This is a genomic window from Kosakonia oryzendophytica (assembly GCF_027886705.1).
In the GTDB taxonomy this organism is placed as follows: domain Bacteria; phylum Pseudomonadota; class Gammaproteobacteria; order Enterobacterales; family Enterobacteriaceae; genus Kosakonia; species Kosakonia oryzendophytica.
In genome coordinates this window covers 2,707,744-2,723,704 of the sequence record NZ_CP115659.1, presented here as the reverse complement: position 1 = coordinate 2,723,704, position 15,961 = coordinate 2,707,744, and the positions used below count along the sequence as shown (strand labels likewise).

The 15,961-nt window shown below is 55.6% G+C and carries 14 protein-coding genes; 12 read left to right on the top strand and 2 right to left on the bottom strand.

All coding sequences use genetic code 11. The features are described from left to right. Positions 1–68: 68 nt before the first annotated feature. From dtnK to O9K67_RS13150, 3 genes are read left to right on the top strand one after another with little or no spacing between them, the layout of a single operon-like run. The gene (dtnK, locus tag O9K67_RS13160; RefSeq protein WP_061495655.1) at positions 69–1,316 is read left to right on the top strand and encodes a D-threonate kinase; all 1,248 of its coding nucleotides are present in this window, start codon (positions 69–71) and stop codon (positions 1,314–1,316) included. Further along, positions 1,309–2,295 carry a D-threonate 4-phosphate dehydrogenase gene (locus O9K67_RS13155; protein ID WP_061495658.1) on the top strand — a complete coding sequence of 329 codons (987 nt, stop codon included), beginning with the start codon at positions 1,309–1,311 and terminating at the stop codon, positions 2,293–2,295. The genes dtnK and O9K67_RS13155 overlap by 8 nt, the downstream gene beginning before the upstream one ends. A 1-nt stretch (position 2,296) precedes the next feature. After that, positions 2,297–3,058 (top strand): DeoR/GlpR family DNA-binding transcription regulator, encoded by a 762-nt coding sequence (locus O9K67_RS13150; RefSeq protein WP_061495660.1) that lies wholly within the window; start codon positions 2,297–2,299, stop codon positions 3,056–3,058. 9 nt (positions 3,059–3,067) lie between these two features. On the opposite strand, the gene O9K67_RS13145 is transcribed toward O9K67_RS13150, so the two are convergent. After that, positions 3,068–4,012 carry an L-lactate dehydrogenase gene (locus O9K67_RS13145; RefSeq protein WP_061495662.1) on the bottom strand — a complete coding sequence of 315 codons (945 nt, stop codon included), beginning with the start codon at positions 4,010–4,012 and terminating at the stop codon, positions 3,068–3,070. A 152-nt stretch (positions 4,013–4,164) separates the two neighbouring features. Between O9K67_RS13145 and O9K67_RS13140 the strand changes: the two genes are divergently transcribed. Next, positions 4,165–4,647 (top strand): GNAT family N-acetyltransferase, encoded by a 483-nt coding sequence (locus tag O9K67_RS13140; protein WP_061495664.1) that lies wholly within the window; start codon positions 4,165–4,167, stop codon positions 4,645–4,647. 20 nt (positions 4,648–4,667) lie between these two features. Here O9K67_RS13140 and ptrR read toward each other — a convergent pair whose 3' ends face one another. After that, complete coding sequence (gene ptrR, locus O9K67_RS13135; protein ID WP_061495665.1) at positions 4,668–5,519, bottom strand: putrescine utilization regulator PtrR; 852 nt, start codon at positions 5,517–5,519, stop codon at positions 4,668–4,670. A 105-nt stretch (positions 5,520–5,624) separates the two neighbouring features. Here ptrR and sad point away from each other — a divergent pair, with 105 nt between their 5' ends. From sad to O9K67_RS13095, 8 genes are all read left to right on the top strand, one after another. After that, a complete protein-coding gene (sad, locus tag O9K67_RS13130) occupies positions 5,625–7,013 on the top strand; it encodes a succinate-semialdehyde dehydrogenase (RefSeq protein WP_061495667.1) in 1,389 nt (462 codons plus the stop codon). A 101-nt stretch (positions 7,014–7,114) separates the two neighbouring features. Next, positions 7,115–8,704, top strand: a complete 1,590-nt coding sequence (locus O9K67_RS13125; protein ID WP_061495669.1) for a methyl-accepting chemotaxis protein — start codon at positions 7,115–7,117, stop codon at positions 8,702–8,704. 62 nt (positions 8,705–8,766) lie between these two features. Then, positions 8,767–9,693: a glutaminase B gene (glsB, locus tag O9K67_RS13120; RefSeq protein WP_061495671.1), complete on the top strand. Its 927-nt coding sequence runs from the start codon at positions 8,767–8,769 to the stop codon at positions 9,691–9,693. Continuing rightward, positions 9,693–10,055: a DUF4186 domain-containing protein gene (locus O9K67_RS13115; RefSeq protein WP_061495672.1), complete on the top strand. Its 363-nt coding sequence runs from the start codon at positions 9,693–9,695 to the stop codon at positions 10,053–10,055. The genes glsB and O9K67_RS13115 overlap by 1 nt, the downstream gene beginning before the upstream one ends. A 91-nt stretch (positions 10,056–10,146) precedes the next feature. Next, complete coding sequence (locus O9K67_RS13110) at positions 10,147–11,595, top strand: GGDEF domain-containing protein (protein WP_061495674.1); 1,449 nt, start codon at positions 10,147–10,149, stop codon at positions 11,593–11,595. Positions 11,596–11,783: 188 nt separating this feature from the next. Continuing rightward, positions 11,784–12,776 (top strand): sensor domain-containing diguanylate cyclase, encoded by a 993-nt coding sequence (locus tag O9K67_RS13105; protein WP_061495676.1) that lies wholly within the window; start codon positions 11,784–11,786, stop codon positions 12,774–12,776. A 107-nt stretch (positions 12,777–12,883) separates the two neighbouring features. Continuing rightward, positions 12,884–13,852 carry a sensor domain-containing diguanylate cyclase gene (locus O9K67_RS13100; protein WP_061495678.1) on the top strand — a complete coding sequence of 323 codons (969 nt, stop codon included), beginning with the start codon at positions 12,884–12,886 and terminating at the stop codon, positions 13,850–13,852. Positions 13,853–14,293: 441 nt separating this feature from the next. Further along, positions 14,294–15,745, top strand: a complete 1,452-nt coding sequence (locus tag O9K67_RS13095) for a tagaturonate reductase (RefSeq protein WP_061495680.1) — start codon at positions 14,294–14,296, stop codon at positions 15,743–15,745. The last annotated feature ends 216 nt before the right edge of the window (positions 15,746–15,961 follow it).

Sequence of the window (15,961 nt, the reverse complement as noted above, 5' to 3'; positions counted from 1 at the left end):
TCTTGCTCACATATAATCAATCATGATTGAATATAATCATATCCAGTCCATAATGACCCGGAGAAGGGATGAACGATCCAACCTCGGATAAACAGATAGCCATCCTCGCTGATGACTTTACCGGCGCGAATGACGCGGGTGTCAGCCTGGCGCAGTGCGGAATGACGGTGGATGTGGCGTTAAGCGCGAACTACGTCAGCACAGCGCAGGCCCGCATTTATAACAGCGATAGCCGGGCGTTGACCGCCAGCGATGCCGCACAGCGGGTTACTGCGCTGACGCAAAAGATTGTCGCGCACGGCGCGCCGCAGTGGCTGGTTAAGAAGATCGACTCCACGCTACGCGGCAACGTGGGGGCGGAAGTCGCCGCCATGTTGCAGGTCTGCAAGGCTCCCGCAGCGATTATCGCGCCGGCTTTTCCGACCGCGGGGCGCATCACCCGCAACGGGCAGTGCTTTGTTCACGGGCAATTACTGACAGACACCGAGTTCGCCAGCGATCCAAAGACGCCAGTGACCAGCGCCGACATCGGTACCTTGCTGGCGGCGCACAGCCGCGCGGAAATCCGTTACCTGCATGCCGCTGATGTGGCAGCGGCGCTGGCGACCGCATCAGCGAGTGCGCCCCTGCTACTGGTGGTGGATGCACAAAGCGATGCCGAACTGGATGAGATTGTTGCCGGGGCTGAATCGGCGACGTCGCGCCCGCTGCTGGTGGGTTCCGCAGGGCTGTGCGATGCGCTGGCACGTCGGCTGAACCCGTGTGTTCCGCGCACGGTACTGGCGGTGGTGGGGTCGATGAGCGAAATCGCTCAACAGCAGCTGGCGTGGGCGGCAAAACATCCCCGCACCGAGCAGGTGTTTATTGATATCAACACCTTGTTCACCCCGGCTGCAGCAGAGTACCGACAACGTATTGTCCGCATCCTGGTCAGTGGCCGTCACTGTCTGGTGCACACCTGCCCGGATACGCAGGCGCGTCACCAAATTGCCGCACTGTGTGAACAGCAGGGCGTAAGCCGCAGTGAACTGGGTGAGCGTATTTGCGCGTTTTTAGGTGCGTTGACACGGGATGTGTTGCGCGAAGCGCAACCGGACGCGCTCTATCTTTCCGGTGGCGATGTGGCGGTTGCTGCGGCCCATGCGCTGGGGGCGAAAGGTTTTAGCATCCGCGGACGGGCGGCAGGCTGCGTACCGTGGGGATACTTTTCAGGTTGTCTGTGGCAACGACCGGTGATGACCAAAGCAGGTGGCTTTGGTGACGAAACTACCTTGCTTAAGGTTTTGCATTTTATCGAGGAGAAATCGAGTGACTAATATCATTGCTGTAACGATGGGCGACCCGGCGGGTATTGGCCCGGAGATCATTATCAAATCGCTGGTCGAAGGAGAGTTAACCGGTTCGCCGGTGGTGGTGGTCGGGTGCGCGCGCACGTTTCAGCGTATCCTCGGGTTGAATATCACCCCGCGCGCGGAACTGCGGATAATTGAACGCGTTGCTGATGCGCGTTTTGCGCCGGGCGTTATCAACGTGATTGATGAACCGCTGGCAGATGTCGAAGCCCTGCAACCCGGCGTGGTGCAGGCACAGGCCGGGGATCTGGCTTATCGCTGCATTAAACGCGCCACCGAACTGGCGATGAGCGGGGACGTGAAAGCCATTGCCACCGCGCCACTGAACAAAGAGGCCCTGTATCTGGCCGGGCATCACTATCCGGGTCACACCGAACTGCTGGCGCAACTGACTGGCAGCAAAGATTACGCGATGGTGCTCTACACCGATAAACTGAAAGTGATTCATATCACGACGCATATCGCCCTGCGTAAATTCCTCGACACCCTGAATCAGGATCGCGTGAAAACGGTGGTGCGTATTGCCGATACATTCCTGAAACGCGTCGGCTATGACAATCCGCGGATTGCGGTGGCGGGGGTCAACCCGCATGCGGGCGAAAACGGATTGTTTGGCGATGAAGAGATCACTATCGTTGGCCCGGCGGTTGAGGCGGTGAAAGCCGAAGGGGTAAATGTGACCGGGCCGTGCCCGCCTGATACGGTGTTTATGCAGTGTCACGAAGGGATGTATGACATGGTGGTGGCGATGTACCACGATCAGGGGCATATTCCATTAAAATTGCTGGGCTTTTACGATGGCGTTAATATCACCGCCGGGCTACCGTTTATCCGTACCTCGGCGGATCACGGCACCGCATTTGATATCGCCTGGCGTGGTATAGCCAAAGCCGAAAGCATGGCGGTATCCATCCAGTTAGCAATGCAAATTACACGGGAATAATATGAAGGGATATAACCGGTTAGAGCAGATTATGGATTACCTGAAAGGGCATAATCTGGTGACGGTGGATCAACTGGTCGCGGCGACGGATGCTTCACCTGCCACCATTCGCCGCGATCTGATCAAGCTTGATCAGGAAGGGGTGATCAGTCGCACCCACGGCGGCGTAACGTTGAACCGGTTTATCCCCTCGCAGCCGACGACCAGCGAAAAAATGCAGCGTAATCTGGCGGAAAAACACGCCATTGCCTGTGCTGCCGCCTCACTGGTGAAAGCCGGGGATGCGATTGTACTGGATGCGGGCACCACGATGATTGAGCTGGCTCGCCAGCTCACGCACCTGCCGCTGCGGGTGATCACCAGCGATTTGCACATTGCGCTGTTTCTGTCGGAATTTAAACAGATTGAAGTGACGATTATCGGCGGGCGTATTGATGATTCCAGCCAGTCCTGCATTGGCGAGCATGGGCGCAAGCTGCTGCAAAACATCTGGCCGGATCTGGCGTTTGTCAGCTGTAACGGTTGGGAACTGGAACGCGGGATCACTGCGCCAACGGAAGAGAAAGCCGCGCTTAAGCACGATCTGATCGCTAACGCCAAACGGCGGATCCTGCTGGCGGACAGCAGCAAATATGGCGCGTGGTCATTGTTTAACGTGGCGAACCTGGATTCGCTGACGGATATCATCACCGATGCGCAACTCAGTGCGGATATCCGCCAGCAGCTTGAGTCTCTGCCCGGGCGGTTAACCATTGCCGGTTAACCGCGCACGTCAGGGCAGACGGGCAATATTGGCCTGGATAACCCCGACGGAGTGGTTGAATTTCGCCACTTCGTCATCCCGCAGTTGTAACTCAATAATCTGCTGTACACCGTTTTGCGCCAGCACAGCAGGGACCCCGATCGCGACATTTTTCACGCCATACTCACCGTCGAGAATGCAAGAGATCGCCAGCGCGCGGTGGCTGCCGGTGAAAATATTACGGCAAATCTCGGCAATGGTGCCGGCAATACCATACTCGGTGCAGCCTTTACGGGCATAAATCTCAAAACCGTGGCGGCGAACTTTTTCCGCCAGTGCATCGACATCCAGCGTCTGGCCAGTTTTGCGCCGGTAGACCTCGGCAATGGGCGAACCGTAGACCGATGAATGCGACCACACCGGAAACTGGGTATCGCCGTGTTCACCGAGAATAAACGCATCGATATTCTGTGCGCCAATTTCCAGTGACTGCGCCAGCGCACGGCGCAGACGAGTCGTATCAAGCCAGACGCCAGTACCAATCACCTGGTTGCGCGGTAGGCCGGAGAGTTTCCACACCTGCCAGGTAATGATGTCGCAGGGATTGGTGGCAACAAGGAAAATGCCGTTGAAACCGTTTGCCATCATGGCCGGTACAATTTTTTGCACGATCCGCGCGGTGTTGGTCAGTTCGTCGAGTCGCGTCTGGCCAGGTTTTAACGGGCCGCCGGAGACGGTGATCACCGCAATATCGACATCCGCGCACGCTTCAACCGGGCGCGTCGAGATGGTCATCATGCCCGGCATATACGCAGCGGCATCCGACAGATCCTGAGCGTGGCCTTCCACGCGCTGTTGGTCCAAATCCACGAGGATCAACTCCTCGCAAATGGTCTGGTTCAGCAGGGCGTAGGCGGCGGACGCCCCCACATTGCCAGTACCAATAATCATCACCTTACGGGCTTTCGTATTCATTCTGGTTCCGTTATCAGGGTTAGTTCTGCGCGTAAGGTACCGTCTGTCATCCCGGCTGTGCAACGGCCTGTATCATCTATAGGTTAATCGTATGACGTGGGTGCGGGTCTGGCTGGCTAATTTAACAAGGGAGTAACAATAAGGCGTGCCTGATGTACAGTATTAACGATGCCACTGCCGCCCAGCCGGATGTGATTGCACTGATTGACGAACTGGATCGCTATCAGCGTGCGCTCTATCCGGCGGAGAGTAACCATCTGCTTGATTTGGCCGCTTTACCTGCGCAAAAGCTGATCCTGAGAAAAATCCGGCACACCGAGGGGGCGACCGTGGGGTGCGGCGCGGTGGTGCTGAACGGCGATGGCAGCGGCGAGATGAAACGGGTGTTTATCGCTCCCCGGCATCGCGGGCAACGACTGGGTGAAATACTGATTGCCGCGCTGGAGCAGGAGGCGGCTGCCCGTTTTTGCCATACGTTGCGTCTGGAGACCGGGATCAGGCAGCTGGCGGCGGTGAAGTTGTATGAGCGTTGCGGTTACCAGACCTGCCGCGCTTTTGCGCCCTATGTCGACGATCCCTTGAGTATTTTTATGGAAAAAACGCTTATCGCCGACCTGCGTTTTGCCATGCAATAAACCGACACCGGGCGTTAACGTTACTGCAACAGTTCAATAAATGCCTCCAGATGACGGGTTTTCGCACCACGCCGCCATACCAGCCAGGTGGTCAGCCAGCGCCAGTTTTCCGCCAGCGGCCAGGCTTCCACCTGGTGATGACCGGGCATACTTTCCAGCATACTGCGGGGGATCAGCGCCAGTCCGGCCCCGGCGATCACACAGGCCAGCATGCCGTGGTAGGACTCCATCTCGTGAATTTTTCCGGGCGTAGCGCGATCGGCGTTAAACCAGCTCTCAAAATGGCGGCGGTAGGAGCAGTTAGCGCGAAAGGCGTAGATGCTGGCGCCATTGACCTGCGACGCGCGCTCAATTCGCTCGTGACCGTGCGGCGCGACAATCATCATCTCTTCACGGTAAACCGGGATCCCTTCCAGGCCCGGGTGCATGATCGGGCCGTCGACGAAAGCAGCGCTCAGTTTTCCTTCCATCACGCCGTCAATCATGGTGCCGGAAGGCCCGGTGGACAGATCAAACTGGATACGCGGATAACGCTGGTTGTACTGCGCCAGCGTGGCGGGAATGCGCACCGCTGCGGTGCTTTCCAGCGCGCCCAACGAGAACAGCCCTTGCGGTTCGTCACCGGCAACCACCATGCGGGCTTCATCCACCAGCGCCAGGATCTGCTGGCTGTAACGCAAGAAACTGTGCCCTGCCGGGGAGAGACGCAGGCGCTGGTTTTCGCGGATAAACAGATCGACGCCGAGATCGGACTCCAGCTGGCGAATGCGGGTCGTGAGATTGGAGGGCACGCGATGCACCTTCTGCGCCGCCTGGGTAATACTGCCGGTCTGCGCCACGGCGTTAAACATCTCAAGCTGGGTTAAATCCATACCATTCTCTCTTTGTGAACAGTGTCGTTAATATTATTCAGTTTTCAGAAATAACAAATTCCGCCACTCTGGTGCAAGTCCTGACTACTTTTAAGGGAGGCCCGTATGTCTATCACCCCGACAACCCATGCTATTTCCATCAACCCGGCCACCGGGGAAACCTTGAGCGCCACACCGTGGGCCAGCCCCTCAGACGTGGACGCGGCCCTCGAACAGGCGGCTAACGGCTATCGCCAGTGGCGTGTGCTCAGCGTGGCGGAGCGTGCGCAAAAACTGCGCGATGTCGGCGCGGTGCTACGTGAACGTGGCGAAGAGATGGCGCAACGGATCAGCCAGGAGATGGGGAAACCGATCCTGCAGGCACGGGCCGAGGTGAACAAATCCGCCAGCCTGTGCGACTGGTATGCGGATAACGGTCCGGCAATGCTTGGCAGCGAGCCGACTCAGGTTGAGCATAACCGGGCCACCATTGAATACCGGCCGTTGGGGGCGATTCTGGCGGTGATGCCGTGGAATTTTCCGGTGTGGCAGGTGATGCGCGGCGCGGTGCCCATCCTGCTGGCAGGTAACAGTTATTTACTGAAACATGCGCCTAATGTGCTGGGATGCGCGGCGCTGTTGGGTGAGATTTTCACCCGCGCCGGGATCCCGCACGGAGTGTTTGGCTGGGTGAACGCCACCAACGATGGCGTCAGTCAGGCCATCAATGACCCGCGTATTGCCGCCGTTACGGTGACCGGCAGCGTACGCGCGGGCGCAGCCATTGGCGCACAGGCGGGGGCGGCGCTGAAAAAATGCGTACTGGAATTGGGCGGTTCTGATCCCTTTATTGTGCTGAACGACGCCGACGTTGATCTGGCAGTGAAAGCGGCTGTCGCCGGGCGTTATCAAAATACCGGACAGGTCTGCGCCGCTGCGAAACGTTTTATTGTTGAATCCGGCATTGCGCAGGCGTTTACCGACAAATTTGTTGCTGCCGCAGCCGCGCTAAAACAGGGGGCACCGGACAACGAAGAGCACTATCTGGGGCCGATGGCACGTTTTGATCTACGTGATGAGCTGCATGCGCAGGTGCAGGCCAGCATTCAGCAAGGGGCCACACTGCTGCTCGGTGGGGAAAAGATTCCGGGGGCGGGCAACTACTACCCGGCGACGGTACTGGCTGGCGTGACGCCGGAGATGACCGCATTCCGCCAGGAGCTGTTTGGCCCGGTTGCCGCTATCACCCTTGCTCGTGATGCTGAGCATGCGCTGGCGCTGGCTAATGACAGTGATTTCGGTCTGTCTGCCACTGTTTTTACCGCCGATGATGCGCAGGCTGAGTGGTTTGCCAAACACCTGGAGTGCGGCGGCGTGTTTATTAACGGCTACAGCGCCAGCGACGCCCGCGTGGCGTTTGGTGGTGTGAAGAAAAGCGGTTTTGGCCGTGAGCTGTCGCACTTTGGTTTGCATGAGTTTTGCAATATCCAGACCGTATGGAAAGATCGTTTGTAACCGTATGCGCGCCCCAGTGGGGCGCGCCACGCCTCGCTGTCATGGGGGTGTCATGATCCTTTTGTAGACTCACGGCAACGTTGTGGTTATAGAAGAATATCATGAACTTAATGCAAATTTTTCGCCGTATTGTTCGGCGTGTTACGCCTCAGCAGTTTGGTTTGTTAGCCGGTATTTTCTGCATCATTGGTCTGTTCTCCGCGCTGCAAATCGCCTCCTCATTTCTCCTTTCCGCGTCGTTACGCGAAGCACAGCACAATGAACAGTTAAACCAGCAGGCACACCTGCAACAGGTTCGCGTGGATGAAGCCCGCGTGGCGTTGCTGACGGCAAGCGATCTGCTTAATCGCGCGGGCGTCTGGTTTATGCAGGACAAAGAAACCGGCTCCGAAGGAAGCTGGCGCAGTCTGATGGATGAAACCCACAGCGCACTGGAGGCGTCGCAAAAGGCCTGGCAAGCCTGGCTGGCACTGGATCCGCCGAAAGACGACGGTTTACTCAACAGTTATCAGCTGTTTTACGGCGCGCTGAAAGAGCAGGCGGATGGGCTGGTGAAAACCCAATCGATCGATGCTTTCTTTGCGGTGCCAGCCCAGGCCTTCCAGGCAGACTTTAATGACAACTATGCCCGTTTCCAGCAGGCCAGCGAAAGCCGTGCGGAAACCGGTCGTCAGGCGTTACTGTCCAACCTTGGGCAGCTACAGCATGTCTTTGTGCTGGTGCCAGTACTGCTGCTGGTGATTGCGGTGTTGGTATGGTTTGCCATGTCGCGCTGGGTGATCACACCACTGCGTCGGCTGATTGCGCATATCAATATTCTGGCTGCGGGCGATCTGGGAACGGCGCTGCCGCCGGTGCCACGTTTTAACCGCGAGGTTGAGCAGCTTAGCCTGAGCATTCACAGCATGCAGCTTGGACTGCAACAACTGGTGATGCAGGTCAGTGACGCAACCGCTTCCATGGTGAACACCATCAGCCACCTCGCGGAAGGTAATCAGTCGCTTTATCAGCAGTCGACGAAACAAGCGCAGGAACTGACGGATGTGACCGAACATATCGCCACACTGGAGTCCCACGTTGAAGGCAGCACTGGCTTCGCCCAGCAGGCCCGTCAACAGGCGGATGAGGCGCAAAAAATCGCCGCAGGTGGCGATCGCATGATGGATACGGTTAACCAGTCGATGCGCGAGATCGTCGAACGATCGGCTGAGATGCGCAACATTGTCGATATGATTGATGGCGTCGCATTCCAGACCAATATTCTGGCGCTGAATGCGGCCATTGAAGCGGCTCATGCGGGGAATCACGGGCGCGGCTTTGCGGTAGTGGCGAAAGAAGTGGGGCTGCTGGCGCGGAAGAGTAGCCACTCAACGCAAACTATTCAGCAGTTGATTAATCACTCCCTGCAAGGGATCACTGACGGTACGCAGGCGGTGAGCCGCCTTGAAAGCAACCTGCAAAAAGTGACCGGGCTGGTGGGACACTTAAGCGGCGTACTCAATGAGATCTCCGCCGCGACACTGAGCCAGGGGGAGAGTATCCATCTGATGACCCGGCGTTTGCATGCCCTGAATACGGTCGCCCGGCGCACGGGGGAACTGGTATCGACGGCGACGCAAGCCTCTGAACAACTGCATCATGACTCTCATCAGTTACTGCAGGCAGTGGCGCGTTTTCGCCTGCCAGCCTGACGCGATTCATTCGTCTCTGTTATACTCGCAGGCCGTTTTTGGCCTGTGAGCAAGGGGTGAATGTGGCAACGGCAATGGATAATGGCGTACTGGATGCGGTGCTTGCGCAGGTACGTCCGCTGTTGGGTCAGGGCAAAGTGGCGGATTATATTCCCGCGCTGGCCTCGGTAAGCGGCAATAAGCTGGGCATTGCTATCAGTACGGTGCAGGGAGAACATTTCTACGCAGGCGACGCCCACGAACGTTTTTCTATCCAGTCTATTTCTAAGGTACTCAGTCTGGTGGTGGCCATGAACCACTACGCCGAAGAGGAGATTTGGCAGCGCGTGGGGAAAGATCCCTCCGGGCAGCCCTTTAACTCGCTGTTGCAACTGGAAATAGAGCAAGGCAAACCGCGCAACCCCTTTATTAACGCCGGGGCGCTGGTGGTGTGCGATATGCTGCAAAGCCGCCTCAGCGCGCCGCGCCAGCGTATGCTGGAAATCGTACGAAAACTCTCCGGCGTGCATGACATCGCCTACGACAGCGCCGTCGCCCGCTCTGAATTCGACCACTCCGCCCGTAATGCCGCCATCGCCTGGTTGATGAAGTCGTTTGGTAATTTCCGTAACGATGTCTCCACCGTGTTGCAAAACTATTTTCACTACTGTGCACTCAAAATGAGCTGTGTCGAACTGGCGCAGACGTTCCTCTTTCTGGCGCAGGGGGGGCACGCTGCGCACATTTCCTCACCCATCGTTACGCCGATGCAGGCGCGTCAGGTGAATGCGCTGATGGCCACCAGCGGCATGTACCAGAATGCCGGGGAGTTCGCCTGGCGGGTTGGCCTGCCGGCAAAATCCGGCGTCGGTGGCGGTATTGTGGCGATTGTGCCGCATGAAATGGCGATTGCGGTCTGGAGCCCGGAACTGGATGAGGCCGGGAACTCACTGGCAGGTGTCGCGGTGCTGGAGGCCTTAACGCAACAACTGGGGAGGTCGGTGTACTGATGGCCGATTTAACGCCGCTGTTCGCCCGCTTGTCACGCTCGGCGTTTCGTTCCCGCTTTCGCCTTGGCGTAAAAGAGCGGCAGTATTGTCTGGATAAAGGCGCTGAGGTGATTGCGTCACACGCGGCGGATTTTGTTGCCCGCCGTCTGGCGCCTGCGCAGCCGCAAAATGACGGTAAGCAGACGCCGATGCGAGGGCATCCGGTGTTTATCGCCCAGCATGCCACCGCGACCTGTTGCCGCGGGTGTCTGGAAAAATGGCACAACATTCCACATGGATATCCATTAACAGAAACGCAACAACAGTATATTGTGGATGTGATTTACCACTGGCTGGTCGTGCAGATGAATGCACCGCGCTGAACGGAAGCGCGCAAGGTAAGCATGCTAAGCTATAGGAATTTCCCCTGTGTATCGAACAGAGTGTTGTGCGCGTGATATGGATTAAGATGTGATGCGATCATTATTTTCAACCCCTTTTCGTCCATTCCAGGAAGAGAAACCGCTGAATAACGCCGCGGTGATTTTCCTACTGACAACGCTATTTTATTTTCTGGGCGCCATGATGCGTCTGGTGGAAGAGTTGTCGCTTTTCTGGCCGCTGAATGCGGTTATGGCGGGGGTTTTTGCGCGTTACGCCTTTCTGCATCGCTGGCAATATTATCTGATTAGCTACATCGCTATGCTGGCCTATGATGCGATTACCACCTCCTGGGGCACGGCATCGCTGATTATTAACTTCTCCAATATGGTGTTTATTATCACCATGGTTCATTTGATCACCCTGGAACGTAACCAGATGGTCAAAGCCCCGGAACCGGTGAATGCCCTACGGCTCTTTGGTTATTGCATGTTTGCCGCACTGCTGTGCGCGTTTTTTGGCGCAGTCGGCTCGGTCGGGATTAACGGGCAAGGCTTTTTGCAACTGCTGGCTGACTGGTTCAGTGAGCAATTTTCCACGGGTGTGTTGATTCTGCCGGGCATGCTGACGATGAGCTGGCTGCGTGAACCGTTGCAGTTCAAACCACAGCAATTGCTGCCTATAGGCGCGGTGATAGTGTCGGTGCTGGCGTCGGTGGTGATTGGCGGCGCAGGCAGTCTGGCATTCCCACTACCGGCGTTGATTTGGTGCGCGGTCGTGTATCCGCTGCCGTTAACCAGCCTGGTGACATTGCTGACCGGCGGGGCGGAAATCATGCTCGTCGCCAATGGCGCAATCAATATTTTCGTGGGATCGCCCATGGAAATGCCACACATGTTTTCCGCCCGTCTGGGCATCGCCACCCTGGCGATTTGCCCGGTGATTGTCTCCGTGAGCGTGGCGAAAATTAACCGCCTGATCCGCCAGGTCTCCCTGCGCGCTGATTTTGATTTCCTGACCCGCGTCTATTCCCGTTCAGGGTTGTACGAAGCGCTGAATAACGATGATAAGCGCTTTGCCGACAAGCATGTGACGGTGATGCTGATGGATATCGATTATTTCAAAAGCGTGAATGATAACTACGGTCACGAATGCGGCGATCGGGTGTTGGCCGCTTTTGCCCGGAAAGTGCAGGAAGCGCTGGGAGAGCGGGGCATTGTGGCGCGAATGGGTGGCGAAGAGTTTGTGGTCGTGGCGATCACCGCCGATCCGGATGATGGATTTACGCTGGCAGAAAAGGTGCGTCACTCCATCGAACATTACCCCTTCAAGTGGCGGCAACAAACGCTGCATTTGACCGTCAGCATTGGCTTGAGTAGCGGTCTGACGGAAGCCTGGGCGTTGACCGAAATGTTCAATGAACTGCTGGCGGAAGCGGATGAAAATCTCTACCGTTCGAAAAAACAGGGCCGCAATTGTACAACCTCCAGTAAAGATATTGTTTTTGCCGACGCGCCGTCGCAGGTTTCGTCGGGCCAATAGTTCCTGGCTTTATTTACTCCGCTGATGTTTGATGCAGTTAATATCGATAACTTATTAAATTGCTTGCTACTAATTTTTAACGTCAATACTATTATTGGCTATACGTAGCGGGAAAAAAGCGCGCCATGAACGGGTCTGATAATTTGAATAAAAACGAGCGGATCTCTGGCAGACGTTTTGTCAGGCGCATGTACCTGATGCGTATCCTCGGAACGTTGCTCTGTTTTTTCCCTATTCTTTCCGTGCTGCAGGAACTGCAGCGACCGTTATGGACGATCGTCCTGCTCTCTGCGAACGCTTTTCTTTGGCCGACCCTCGCATTTTTACGTGCCCGTCACGCCCGTTCGCCGCTGAACAGTGAACATCAAAACCTGGTTATAGATGCAGGTGCAGGGGGCTTTTGGATCGCGCTGATGGCGGTTAATCCGCTCCCTTCTGTGGTGATCGCCACGGTCCTGCTTACCGACCGTTTATCGGCGGGCGGTTTTATCCTGATGCGCAAAGCCGGTCTGACCATGGTAGGGATCTTTCTGCTGACATGGCTGGCGCAGGGGATGCCTGTTGAACAGGTGGTGACGCAGCGGACAATGTTCGCCACCTTGCCACTGATTGCTATCTATTTACTCGCCTTAAGTGTGCTGACCGATAGCATTGCCGTTAAACTGCGGATGAAAAGTCGCGAGCTTGAACGCATTGCCATGATGGATCCGCTGCTGGATATCGCCAACCGGCGGCTATTGGAAAAGCGCATTCAGTATGAGCTGGAGAAACTGCGTACGACGCCCGGACACTCCTCTTTGATGTTTATTGATATTGATAATTTTAAAGAGGTTAACGACCGTTTTGGTCATAAAGTCGGGGATGCGTTGCTGGTCACGGTGTCGAAAATTTTGCATGTTGCCTCCCGCAAAAACGACACGCCAGCCCGGCTTGGCGGCGATGAGTTTGTTGTTTTACTACCGGACACATCGCCTGATGAAGCACACGCGGTGGCGACGCAGATTATGAATGAGGCGTCGATCATGCCTATCGTGCAGGAATACGCGTTTACCTGTACGCTGAGTATAGGCATTGCCAGCGCTTTGCCGGGTATGCATACCGTTAGTGAATGGTTAAAAGCGGCGGATGATGCGTTGTATCAGGCTAAGCGTCTGGGGAAAAACCAAATTTACTCGCACTGACAATCGCTCGGTATAGACTAAACTTTATGCTGTATATCGTAGGTTGAACGATATATTTCTTCATATCATTGCGAAAAACAGCCTGAGAATGATGAGATAGGCACTCTATGAAAATACCTGCTATTCCCGCCAATGAGGAAAAACGTCTTGCCTCATTGCATGATTCGGGACTCCTGGAAAGTGGTGTTACCGACCGGTTAGATCGCTTAACCCGTCTGGCAAAACGTATGTTTAATGTTCCGGGGGCATTGATTACGTTGGTCGATGAAACCACGCTGCATTTCAAATCCACGGCGGGTTATCCGAAAGAATCCCTGCCACGCAACATCTCCTTCTGTGGTCATGCGATATTATGCGCCGACCCTTTGATTATCGAAGATGCGTCCCGCGATGAACGTTTTGCCGATAACCCGCTGGTAACGGGGGATGCGCACATCCGCTTCTACGCAGGCCATCCATTGCACTTGCCGGACGGGGCGGTTGTGGGATCGTTTTGTCTGATCGACAAGCAACCGCGCAGCTTCAGCGACACGGAGTTCGACAGCCTGAAAGATTTCGCCATGATTGTTGAAGATGAGTTCGCGGTAATGAGCGCGGCCACCACCGATGAACTGACAGGGCTGTTTAATCGTCGTGGGTTTGACAGCCTGGCTAAGTTCGCTATTTTTGGCGCACGCCGCCGTGCGGAGCCGTTAACGCTGGCGTGGATCGATCTCGATAACTTTAAAGCGATCAACGACACCTGGGGGCATGCGGAAGGGGATGAAGCGCTAAAATCAATGGCGTCGGTCATGGCGGCCAGCTTGCGAGAAGCCGATTTGCAAGTGCGCTACGGTGGTGATGAGTTTGCGATTATCTTTTCCGACACCGATGAGCAGGGGGCCTGGATCGCCATGCAGCATCTGGTTGAACAGGTTGAAGCCTGGAATCTCTCTTCTGGTAAACCCTGGAAGCTGGCGTTTTCCTGGGGGCTGAGCGAGTTCGATCATGACGGCAGCGGTGAGTTGCATCCGTGGATGAAGGATGCGGATAAAAAAATGTACGCGATGAAGCAACAGAATAGCCGTGCACGCTAAACCTTAAGTTAAACCTGTTGCGGCGACGCGTGTTAATTTCATGTAAATCAGATAGTGGTTGTTTTTATAAGGAAGAAAAATGACCGCTTATCCTCTTCACGCCCTCTCTGGCGGTGACCTTTCGCATCGGTGAGGTTTATACCCCCGCTCTTGCGGAAAAATCCTTCTGTTTCTGATCAGGCGTTGTGGTCAGCACCACGTGCGAGGAGCGCATTGCCTTTCTCTCTTGCAATGCAGTTGGCTGCGTGCCGGAGAGAGCCCGCGCTATGCACTGATGTCGCAGAGAAATGTGACAGCAACGACATTTTTTTACACGCTTTTATAATTGTCGCCACTAAGCAGTCCCATTTTGATCAAAACAGGGTTTCATGGTCTAAAAGTCTGGTAAGTTATTACACCAATCTCCCCAGGTTGTATGACTAATCAAAAAAGGAACCCACTGTGAACACATTAAACCGTCGCAACTTTCCCGGCGCTGAATACCCTGAGCGTATTATTCAGTTCGGCGAAGGGAATTTTTTGCGCGCTTTTGTCGACTGGCAAATCGATCTGCTGAACGAGCACACCGACCTCAACGCCGGTGTGGTGGTTGTTCGCCCGATCCAGAGTGATTTCCCGCCGTCCCTGAGTACTCAGGATGGCCTTTACACCACCATCATTCGTGGTCTGAACGAGCAGGGTGAAGCGGTGAGTGATGCCCGCGTGATCCGCTCCGTGAACCGCGAAATCAGCGTGTATGCGCAGTATGACGAGTTTCTGAAACTGGCGCACAACCCGGACATCCGCTTTGTATTCTCTAACACCACGGAAGCGGGCATCAGCTATCATGCCGGGGACAAATTCGACGATGCGCCTGCGGTGAGTTATCCGGCGAAACTGACCCGTCTGCTGTTCGAACGTTTCAGCCATTTTTCTGGCGCAGTCGACAAAGGCTGGGTGATCATTCCGTGTGAACTGATTGATTATAATGGCGACGCGTTACGCGAACTGGTACTGCGTTATGCGCAAGAGTGGGCGCTGGGTGCTGAATTTATTCAGTGGCTGGATAACGCGAACGCCTTCTGCTCCACGCTGGTGGACCGTATCGTAACCGGTTATCCGCGTGATGAAGTGGCGAAACTGGAAGCGGAACTGGGCTATCAGGATAGCTTCCTCGACACGGCGGAACACTTTTATCTGTTTGTGATCCAGGGGCCGAAAACGCTGGCGTCTGAACTGCGCCTCGACAAATTCCCACTGAACGTGCTGATTGTCGACGATATTAAACCGTACAAAGAGCGTAAAGTGGCGATCCTCAACGGTGCGCACACTGCGCTGGTGCCGGTGGCCTATCAGGCAGGGCTGGACACTGTTGGCGAGGCGATGAACGACACGGAAATTTGCGCGTTTGTAGAGAAAGCGATTTACCAGGAGATCATCCCGGTGCTGGATCTGCCGCGCGATGAGCTGGAATCGTTCGCCAGCGCGGTAACGGGGCGCTTCCGTAACCCGTACATCAAACACCAGTTGCTCTCCATTGCGCTCAACGGTATGACCAAGTTCCGTACCCGTATTCTGCCGCAACTGCTGGCAGGGCAGAAAGCCACCGGTAAACTGCCAGCACGCCTGACGTTTGCGCTGGCGGCGCTGATTGCTTTCTATCGTGGCGAGCGTAACGGACAGGCTTATCCGGTGCAGGATGATGCGCACTGGATTGCGCGTTATCAGCAACTGTGGAGCCAGCATGGCGATCGCCAGATCAGCACCAGCGAGCTGGTTAAAGCGGTTCTGTCGGTGAGCGACCATTGGGAACAGGATCTGACGAAAGTCGCCGGTCTGGTTGAGCAAGTGTCGCTGGATCTGGATGCCATACTGCTGCAAGGCATGCGTGAAGCCGTGAAGCCGCTGTGCTGATCCTGAACGCAGCATGCAGATAAACGCGAACCCGACTCCGGTCGGGTTTTTTATGCTTTCTGACCGGCTACGTTAGCGTCCCTGACGGGTTTTATTATCATTAGTTACAACATACTTTTGAATAGTTGTATAACAGGTTTCAGTAACTTCTGCGCCAGCCATCTTCGTCTGGCATGTCGCTTTGTCACAATTCATTAGCATCCTTGCAACCGTGAT

Bases quoted from the DNA above. Each gene is read 5' to 3' on its own strand.
- dtnK (WP_061495655.1), top strand. From the start codon at position 69: ATGAACGATCCAACCTCGGATAAACAGATAGCCATCCTCGCTGATGAC.
- O9K67_RS13150 (WP_061495660.1), top strand. From the start codon at position 2,297: ATGAAGGGATATAACCGGTTAGAGCAGATTATGGATTACCTGAAAGGG.
- O9K67_RS13145 (WP_061495662.1), bottom strand. From the start codon at position 4,012: ATGAATACGAAAGCCCGTAAGGTGATGATTATTGGTACTGGCAATGTG.
- O9K67_RS13140 (WP_061495664.1), top strand. From the start codon at position 4,165: ATGTACAGTATTAACGATGCCACTGCCGCCCAGCCGGATGTGATTGCA.
- ptrR (WP_061495665.1), bottom strand. From the start codon at position 5,519: ATGGATTTAACCCAGCTTGAGATGTTTAACGCCGTGGCGCAGACCGGC.
- sad (WP_061495667.1), top strand. From the start codon at position 5,625: ATGTCTATCACCCCGACAACCCATGCTATTTCCATCAACCCGGCCACC.
- O9K67_RS13125 (WP_061495669.1), top strand. From the start codon at position 7,115: ATGAACTTAATGCAAATTTTTCGCCGTATTGTTCGGCGTGTTACGCCT.
- O9K67_RS13115 (WP_061495672.1), top strand. From the start codon at position 9,693: ATGGCCGATTTAACGCCGCTGTTCGCCCGCTTGTCACGCTCGGCGTTT.
- O9K67_RS13110 (WP_061495674.1), top strand. From the start codon at position 10,147: ATGCGATCATTATTTTCAACCCCTTTTCGTCCATTCCAGGAAGAGAAA.
- O9K67_RS13105 (WP_061495676.1), top strand. From the start codon at position 11,784: ATGTACCTGATGCGTATCCTCGGAACGTTGCTCTGTTTTTTCCCTATT.
- O9K67_RS13100 (WP_061495678.1), top strand. From the start codon at position 12,884: ATGAAAATACCTGCTATTCCCGCCAATGAGGAAAAACGTCTTGCCTCA.